This window comes from Arcicella sp. GW458-12-2-14-TSB2 (genome assembly GCF_059423785.1).
In genome coordinates, this window is sequence record NZ_JBWKYN010000042.1 from 25691 (window position 1) to 34806 (window position 9116).

Sequence of the window (9116 nt, forward strand, 5' to 3'; positions counted from 1 at the left end):
ATTATTATTGGTTTTGATAAATCATTTTTAGTTGATACGTTCCGTTAGTAATTACTCTTTCGCCCTCTTCTATCCCTTTTTTAATGATGGTAAATTCACCGTTATCATTCCCCGTTGAGACGTAAGCAATACTAAATCCTTCGGGCGAATCCTTCAAAAAAACGACGGGCTTTCCGTTAATTTCACTAATGGCTGAACTCGGAATGGTAATGCCTCGGACGGGTTGCCCCGCAAAAACTCGGATATTAACAAATTCACCAATCTTGAAATCGCCCGTAGGATTATCCAATTCAAATAAGACTCTTTGTGATTGATTCGTGGGATTTACCGTGAGGGCAGGGGCAATCAATCGGAGTTGTGCCGTTTTGTGAGAATCATTACTACATTCTGCCGTGAATTTTTTAGCTCCGTTTACCAAGGTTACATCTTTGTCATAGACCTGAACTTCAATGTAAACTTTCGACAAATTAATGACCGTAAAAATGGTTTCGCCAATATTAACCGTTGAACCCAAAGAGAAATTAAAATTGCCAATTGTGCCACTAATGGGTGATTTTAAGGCGATTTGTTTTGAACTGCTATTGCCAACCGCCCCAACATTTTTAAATACTTTCAAATTTTGTTGTGCTTTTTGGTAACGGGCTTCGGCTTCGGAAACATCTCTTTTAGCGGCAATGTCTTCAATTCCTTTTAGACGTTCATATTCCCGTTTGGCGGCTTGTAGTTCCGCTTCCAAATTATTGCGTTCCGCCTGAAAACTTACTTGGGTGGAAGCATCAAGGTTTTGTTCTACCACTGCCAAAGTTTGTCCTTTGCTCACCCATTGTCCCACTCGTGCATTAAGACTCACAATTTTGCCCGTCTGGGGGGTTTGCACTAAGGCTTGCCCATTTTGAGAAGGCATCACCGTGCCAAAGAGTTTTTGGCTTTCGGTAAATTCGCCGTTACCAATTTTTTGAGTCAATACTTCAAATAAAAATTGGGTTTCTTTCGGTACTTCAAAAGCGTTGGATAATGCCCCCGTGCTACTTCCTGCTCCTTCATCTCCGTGGGCGAGTGCTTTTTGCCAATTGGCAGTTGGCAATAAACAAAAAGCAATGATTGAAGCAATGACGGCTTTTCTGTTTTTGATTTTACTCAATAAAAACATCAATAACATTCCAATAAGTAGTCCTGCCCCTACCAAAAAATAAGGTTTTTCGTACCATTGACTCGTTAAAGCACTTTCGTTTTCAGCATGAACTTGGGGTAATTCTTTTCCAATTTCAATATTCTGTAAAGAAAATAAATCGGCTCCTGATTCAGCATTAATACTAACCGTTAAGGAATATTTCTTTTTGGCAGGAAACACGCCCGAAATCTCATAAACGCCTTTTTCATTGGGTTTTATTTCAAATTTGATGTTAGCATCTTCGGGACTTGAAATTTTTAAAATTGCCTTTTCAGTCGGACGATTTGTGATAAAATCGTTGATGTATAGGCGTAATTTACCCGTTTCACCAGCTTCCAAGGGTTCAAATTTTAGTATCATTTCGTATTTTTCAGAAACCGCTTGGCTCGAAAAATAGGTCTTTGCTGTTCCCGTTGGAGCTTTTGCCGCCCCGTGGTCTTCGCCTCCATGTGCCTTCACTTCTTGATAGTTTCCTACTACCAAAAAGAAGAAAAATAAGGATGTTAGAATTGCCTTTTTCATTGGTTTCCTAATAAATAATTAATGTTTAATAAAGTTTGGTTATAATTTCGTAAGACTTCGATATATCGTTGTCTTATCGTATAAGCATCGTTGAGCGTTCTTAGAAAACTCACATAATCATTCTGACCTGCCTTGAAAAGTCTGGTGGCAGTCGTAATAATTTCCTCGGATTGTTTCAGCCCCTTCGTCTCGTAATAATCGAGGGCTTGTCGGTATTTTTGGTTATCTCCAAGGGCTTGTTGTAAATCAACGGAAATGGCTTGTTTTTGAGCATTGGTGCGTTCTTGGGCAAGTTCAAATCCCGTTTGGGCTGCCCTAATGCGACTTTTATACTGACCTTGCCAAAGCGGAACGCTCAACCCAATTCTAAATCTTAAATAGGCGGGCGTATCTCTCAATCCTTGATTAAAATAGCCAACAATTAACCCTGGCATTGCTTTGGCTTTTTCCAATTCAATCAAATTTTTATTGATTACTTCGGTTTGCTTAAAAACGGCAACGGTAGGATTTTCTGGAAATGTATTTTCCTCAAAATTGATGGGTGCTGGGGTCGTATTTCGCTGAATATTGATTGCGGTAATATTATCGGTTATTCCCAAAAGTTGTTGCAATTGTTTAATATTGGTTTGTACGTCCGCCTGTGATTGATTTAATTTATTACGAACCTCTCCAAATTGGCTTTCTGCAAAGGTTTTACCCAAATAATCAATCTGCCCCGCCTCAAATTGACGGGCAGAATTTTGATTAATTTGTTGGTATATACTATCTTCAGTACGGAATAATTTTACCAATGCTTCACTGTATTGTAAGATTAAATACTGGCTCTTCACCCGAAATTTTATGTCATTTTCAGTAACGCTTCTTTCCTTTTCAGAAAGGATGATTTGCTGTTTCTGTAAAAAGTTCTGTTTTTTATAGACAGTCGGATAGTCAAGGGTTTGGGTTACAGAAGTTGTGTAGAATAAACCCGTTGGGCTTTCAAATACAATATCAGGATTTTTAAAATTCTTAGCACTTTTCAATAATTCGTTATTTTGCCGAATCACTAAACCCGAAGCTCTCAGGGCAGCACTATTTTTAAGGGCGGCATCGGTTGCTTCTTGTTCGCTGAATGGTTTTTGGGCAAAACCATTCAGCGTTGACATACTAAATAAAAAAATGAGTATTTTTTGCATTTGGTTTAATCTTGAATCAATGTTGAATAAATCAGTGTTTGTGTTCACCATGTCCTTTTTCTAAAAGGTCAAAAGTAGCCGTAGCAGTTTTACCTTTAAATAGTACTGTAATAATTGCTTTGTGAAACTTTTTATTTTTGTTTAACATTGCCATGAACCCATCTTTTTTGTTTGATGGAAGACTTAAATTTATCACTTGTCCATCTTCCGTTTGCAAGGTTGCATTAGCTGTCGCATTTCCGATATCTAATGCTTTTTCTTTGCCATCTAAAAGGTAAACCATCAACATTCCCTCATGCGTTTTTACCTCCAAGTGATAATCACCCGCTGTTTTTACTATACCTTCATGGGGAGAACCATGTTTATGATTTTCTTTTTGAGCAAATATTGATAATGAACTTATCAATATTAATGCGAATATCATTACCAACTTTTTCATTATTTTAATTATTTAATTGATTTGAAATGATTTATGTACTTCGACAGAAATTAAAATCTATTTAATCACAATTCCATTGGGCTTCTTGCCCACAGAAATTGATTTTGTAACTTTATGTTGCATCACATCAACAACTGATACACTGGCAGCTTCTTGATTGGTGACATAAGCCGTCATGTCCTTAAAAGCAATCGCATGAGCACCTGCCGCCGTAGCAAATGCACCTGAATGAACCATTTTCCCAGTAGCATCTTTTGTCCACCAATGCACTTTCCCAGCCATTGGGTCTGTTACCCACATTTCTTTCATATCAGCTTGATACGCTACAAAACCTGGCATAAAACCTAATGCAACGGTTTCAACTACTTTTAATGTTTTTACATCAATAATTGAGACCGTTTGTCCATCTTCATTATCTACATACATACGATTATCTGAACCAATCCACGCACCAACAGGATTCATCCCAACTGGAATGGTGGCTAAAATTACTTTGGTTGTTGGATTGATGGCAGTAACCGAATTACTCATTCCATTTGCTACAAAAGCAACTGTTCCATCATTTGAGAAAGTTACTTCGGCTGGCTCTTTTCCTACTACAATCGTATTTTTCAAAGCAAAAGTAATGGCATCATACACCAATACTTTTCCAGCTTCATCCATTTGAGAAGTCCAAATTTCTTTACCATCGCTTGAATAAACAGCATTATGATTCATAACAGGTGTCTCAACTACTTTTACATTCAAACCCGTTGTGGCATCCAAAACGGCAAACTTGCCTACCATACCAGCCATACCTCCTGCATGACCTGCACTTAAATCCATGCCTGGTACTGCAATAGCTACTTGCGTTTTGGAAGCATTCAGGTAAATATGGTGTGGGTAAGCCAGTGATTTCCCCATATTCATCCCTTGTATTTGAGTACCTGAACCATCTGTTAGTTGTATTAAATCAGCAACCATATTGGTATTCAAGTTGATAACTGATACCGTACTACTTTCTCCATTCACCACATAAGCGGCTGGATAATTGATATTTAATTGTGGTTGGTCTGAATTCATATTCATACAACCGCCCAAGGTTAGGGCAAAAATGGAAATGATTGTCTTTTTCATTTGCTTGTTTTGTTTGAAGTTTAACTAATTGTATAGTTCACTATTTTTTAATTCTTTAAATTGACTTGGTGTCAAACCCGTTATTTTTTTGAACTGCATGGAAAGGTGTTGCACACTTTTATATTGCAAAGCATCCGCTATTTGACTTAGCGAATGTTCATCATAAATCAATAATTCTTTTACTTTCTTGATTTTTTGATGAATCAAGTAATGTTCAATCGTATTTCCTTCGACTTCTGAAAATAAAGTAGTCAAGTATTTATATTCTCTCCCTACTTTTTCAGCAATGTATGTGGATGGATTTATTTTCCGTAAAACATCAGGCTGTTCTTGGACTAATTCGATAATGGTAGTTTTAATTTTCTCAATTATTTGACTACGCTTATCGTCCAATAATCCAAATCCGACTTGCTCTAAACTACTCCGAAGCGTACTCTCTTGGATTTCGGTAAGTTCTTCCGAAATCTCAATGTTGGTCAAATCTATTCTGATGGGTACAATATTAATTTGTTTAAAGAGATCTGCCACTACCATTTTACATCGGTCGCAAACCATGTTTTTGATATATAAAATCATGCTCGTTTCTGTAAAATATATTTGATTACGTAATGTACTACGCTAAAATCGAAAACGGATTTTACCATAAAAAAGGGCATTACGATAAATGAAGACATAAAAAATACAGTTTATGACAAAATTGTTTAGCCTTTATGCAGAAGCATAGAGACAAATATAATTTCATTAAACTGCATCAAATCAGAAACGATTGGATAAATACGAGAAGTTTACGCCCAGAAAGTGGGGGTGCGGGGCTATAAAAATGAGGAACTTGAAAAGAAACGGCTTGGGACACCCACGTGGAAAAAAACAAAACCTTTGGGGTAATGGCAACCCAATCAAGGGACTGGAATACTTGTGCAACTTCATGTCCTTGTGAAGCGTTCGGGTTTATTTTGAAGAAAGTAGTTTTTTCATTACAACATTTTGCCCTTTTCAACAGCGGGTTATCTGACTTTCTTTCGTGTTTTGCCTTATTAAAACAACACTTTGGTGGTGAGGTTAAAATGAAAGTTTGTTTACCTTTCAGCTTGCAATAATGCTCAATCATGGAAAAGCCTGTACTCATAAAGAGTACTTGCATTGCCATAAGCAAACAAAATATGCGAGTCAAACGTAATTTCATTTTCAGTTATTAAAACGCAAAGATACTAATAACCTTGTATTCAAGGTGTTATATTTTAAGGTGTTTATTTTATATAATTTTCGGAGCAACGTAAATTATATGAGTCAGCTAAGATACTGAGCAAATAGCAATATTTTCTGTTCTTTATTTACGGCTTTTGTATAACGTATGCTACTAAAATGGCTTGACAGCATCTAATGAGCCTTTTCGGGTTGTTTCTTCACCACATTAGAAAACCTTATTTTTTTATAAGGATACCATCTTAATTTTTCAATTCGTCCAGAATTGTGACATTGGGTTGGTGTTTTAAAGTCAATCGAGGCATGGGGTCGGAAATTATTGTAGGTCTCAATCACCTGCGGAATTGCCTTCAAAGCTGCCTCTTCCGAGCCAAATCCATTACCCAAATTGAACTCTTCTTTCAGGGTTCGGTTGAGTCTTTCAGCCATCGAATTTTCATTGGGTTCTGCTGAAGAACACATACTTATTTTGATACCCGCTTTTTGAATTAAATCCACGTAAGCCCAAGAACAATATTGAACGCCACGGTCGGAATGGTGAATTAATTCCGTCTTCTTTTTGCGGGTTTGCAGAGCCATTTTCAAAGCACCCAACGGTCCTTTGGCTTCCAAAGTGGGTTGTAAAGCCCAGCCCACAATCTTCCGAGAAAAAGCATCCATGATTAACGATAAATACACAAAACCACGACCTACTTGAATATAAGTCATATCGCTCACCCACAACTGCTCACTATCCGTCGGAATAAAATCTTTTATCCGATTGGGGTACTTTTTATAGGAGTGATCTGACTGAGTAGTCACCACCTTATAATGCTTCCGTTTGACCAATAAACCCTCTTTTTTCATCAATTGGTGCAGTTTATCACGACCAATTTTTAACTGGTGGGAAAAAAGGAAAGGTTTTATCAGCTCATACAACTTCCCTGAGCCAATCCCAGGAATTCGCTTACGAATCCGTTTGATTTCTCCTACAACCAAGTCAAATTCAAACACATTCTTCTCCATTTGCTTAATAGCCGCATACCAAGCTTGACGGGAAAACCCAAACCATGAACACATTAAACCAATACCCAACAAAGGATAGCGACAGCTTAACTTCTCAACAGCTTGGGTGCGAACTTTTTTTTGATAGAAATATCTAACGTTTCTTCGGCAACATCCACCAAAGTTTCCCAAGCAATGGATTTCATTCTGAGCATTTCATTCTCTTTTTCAAGCCATTTTATTTTGGCTTCTAAGTCCTTGGTTTTGTTGATTTCTGGCTTCATGGGCTTTCGTCTTTTAGGTTTTAAATATGGAAGAATTCGATGTTTAAAATACCAGCGGTTCAACTGTCGAACCCGCTTGAAATCCATGTGCAAATCCGTCTTTAATTCCTTGGAAGATACGAATCCAGCACGGTAACTTTCGACTACTTTTCGGAGGTAAAGTACCAAGTTACGATTTTTTTTATTTCTTTTCAACTCATTGATATTCATGCACTTAACGTTTAAGTGTCAAGTTAAATCAGTAGCATATGGTTTGTATTATAAATTTTATTATGTTAAATAAAAAACAACCTCCTTTTTTCCTTAAAAAAACCTTACCTCCCTATTTCTCCTGAGTAGCCAACCACCAGTACCAAAAACCCTCTGGATATTGTTTCTTCAATTTATTCAATTTGGTATTATGGGACTGCTCAATTAATAATCCATTAAGTGTTCCTGTTCCTTTATATAGCCTTATTGCTGTCTCTTCGTTAGCTACTAATTTCGTGAGATAAGCAATCTTCCCTGTCATAACGATTACCTTCTCTAAACTGAAATTTTCTGAAAACATATATTTTTTCACCCGATTAATTCCAGCAACGAGTTCTTCAAAATTACCCACTCCGTCAGCTCCTCGCAACGCCAAACATAAACAGGTTTGGTAAGTATCATTCAAAACATCATCAGTGGTAATATCCATCTTTCGGTAATTTGCCTCTATCATTGCCAGATGATTGAATGTCTTTCGTACAATGCTTAAATCATTCACAGAATTGAATAAGTTTCCGATGTCATAGAGTTGCTTGATAATTTCCATACTTTTTGGACTACTCCCTTTAAAATAAGGGATTCCAGTTGTATTTGGGGCAAAAGCGGTTAGTTTATCTCCTAAAATATCTTCAAAAGAAGGCGTTTTTACACTTAAAAAGTTGCCTTTTTGTATTAGGAAAGGCGTATTTATAAGCGTTTCAATTACATTTTGGTAAGGGTTTTCTTCAAACAGAATATCCAACAAAATGTATTCTTCCAGTTGATTTGTCAAATGGATAGGAGCATAAAAAAATTTAAAGTGACCTTTTGTAATATCTATGGCAGCTTTTCTATTTTGTTCTTCTACTCGTATAAAACCTTGATTAAAGCACACCTGCTCCAAAATTTCAAATAAATAATCGGGGGTGTTTGGGATGATGATGTCAATATCAATTGAGAGTCGCTTTGGATTCTCTTGTTGCAATAACATCAACGCAGTGCCTCCCTTAAAAATAAAATTTAGGTTACTGACCGCAAGCCCTTCTAACAAAGTTAAAGCTCTGATGGTCTTCTCCACTAAAATTTTATCAGCCCCTTGATTTGATGCTGAAAACTTTTTAATCCATTCCAAAGAATGTGTTATCTCCTTGTCAATCATAAATTATTGGTAATCTTCCTCTAAACTAATTTTTATAAAATTCTCAACTTTATCTTTTCGTTTTCTTCGCCTTGCATACCGAAACATCTTGTCCTTATTAATTGGGTATTTTTCAAAAGCCTCTTTGAAAATATAGTTTAATTCTGAGCCTTGGAAGGTTTCGTACAATTTTGGTTCACAAATCAAATCAACTAATATTTTTTCGATGGTTGTCGTTCTGATTCCATCAACCATTTGCGTTGGAGCTTCCGATGTCAAAGGAATAATGATGATGGCATCATTTTGATAGGCAATGTATCTGTCCAATAATTCATTGGATGGAGTTAGATATACGTTTGGATAATTATCTCTTAACAAGTCAAAAACTGCATCCAATCCATCTCTTTCTATTTCAACCATTTGGGCAAATCGCCCAGGCTGATGTAAGGTAAATTCATTGATAATGGATGTCCGCCAAACGCAACATTCAAGTAATGGCTTTTCTTCATAAATTAGTCCATAAATACCCTTAATTTCATTTTCTAAGGGTGGTGTATAATTTTTTCTGCTTAATCCAATACTATATTTTCCTCGACCAGTTCTTTCTAATAATCCTTTTTTCACCAAATTATTGAGCATTGATTCAGTCTTATCAATGCCTGTTTTTACTCGTAAATATTGCTCAATATTATCTTTCCCCATTTCTTGATTTTGTCTAAAAATGGGGCGTAAATCACTAATATGTAAACTTTTTGTTTTCATTTGATGATAAAATTTACCTGTTTTATCATCAAAGATAATAAATTAATTATTGGCAACAAATTAATTTTAGTGCCAATAATTAAGAATTATACTT

The 9116-nt window shown here is 36.3% G+C and carries 10 protein-coding genes; all 10 read right to left on the bottom strand.

Annotated elements, in window-relative coordinates; translation table 11 throughout:
• Positions 1-4: 4 nt before the first annotated feature.
• Positions 5-1693 carry an efflux RND transporter periplasmic adaptor subunit gene (locus tag AC07XN_RS08395; RefSeq protein WP_494742709.1) on the bottom strand — a complete coding sequence of 563 codons (1689 nt, stop codon included), beginning with the start codon at positions 1691-1693 and terminating at the stop codon, positions 5-7.
• Positions 1690-2868: a TolC family protein gene (locus AC07XN_RS08400; RefSeq protein ID WP_494742710.1), complete on the bottom strand. Its 1179-nt coding sequence runs from the start codon at positions 2866-2868 to the stop codon at positions 1690-1692. Before AC07XN_RS08400 ends, AC07XN_RS08395 begins: the two co-directional genes overlap by 4 nt.
• A gap of 31 nt (positions 2869-2899) precedes the next feature.
• Positions 2900-3307, bottom strand: a complete 408-nt coding sequence (locus AC07XN_RS08405; protein WP_494742711.1) for a hypothetical protein — start codon at positions 3305-3307, stop codon at positions 2900-2902.
• Between the two features lie 57 nt (positions 3308-3364).
• Positions 3365-4423: a YncE family protein gene (locus tag AC07XN_RS08410; RefSeq protein ID WP_494742712.1), complete on the bottom strand. Its 1059-nt coding sequence runs from the start codon at positions 4421-4423 to the stop codon at positions 3365-3367.
• A 24-nt stretch (positions 4424-4447) separates the two neighbouring features.
• A complete protein-coding gene (locus tag AC07XN_RS08415; protein ID WP_494742713.1) occupies positions 4448-4999 on the bottom strand; it encodes a helix-turn-helix domain-containing protein in 552 nt (183 codons plus the stop codon).
• Between the two features lie 175 nt (positions 5000-5174).
• A complete protein-coding gene (locus tag AC07XN_RS08420; RefSeq protein ID WP_494742714.1) occupies positions 5175-5606 on the bottom strand; it encodes an HYC_CC_PP family protein in 432 nt (143 codons plus the stop codon).
• 194 nt (positions 5607-5800) lie between these two features.
• Positions 5801-6703 carry an IS3 family transposase gene (locus tag AC07XN_RS08425; protein ID WP_494742719.1) on the bottom strand — a complete coding sequence of 301 codons (903 nt, stop codon included), beginning with the start codon at positions 6701-6703 and terminating at the stop codon, positions 5801-5803.
• Between the two features lie 14 nt (positions 6704-6717).
• Positions 6718-7104 (bottom strand): hypothetical protein, encoded by a 387-nt coding sequence (locus AC07XN_RS08430; protein WP_494742715.1) that lies wholly within the window; start codon positions 7102-7104, stop codon positions 6718-6720.
• A 112-nt stretch (positions 7105-7216) separates the two neighbouring features.
• Entirely contained in the window at positions 7217-8281 is a 1065-nt protein-coding gene (locus AC07XN_RS08435; RefSeq protein ID WP_494742716.1) for a nucleotidyl transferase AbiEii/AbiGii toxin family protein, read from the bottom strand.
• 3 nt (positions 8282-8284) lie between these two features.
• Entirely contained in the window at positions 8285-9022 is a 738-nt protein-coding gene (locus AC07XN_RS08440; protein WP_494742717.1) for a DUF6577 family protein, read from the bottom strand.
• Positions 9023-9116: the final 94 nt, after the last annotated feature.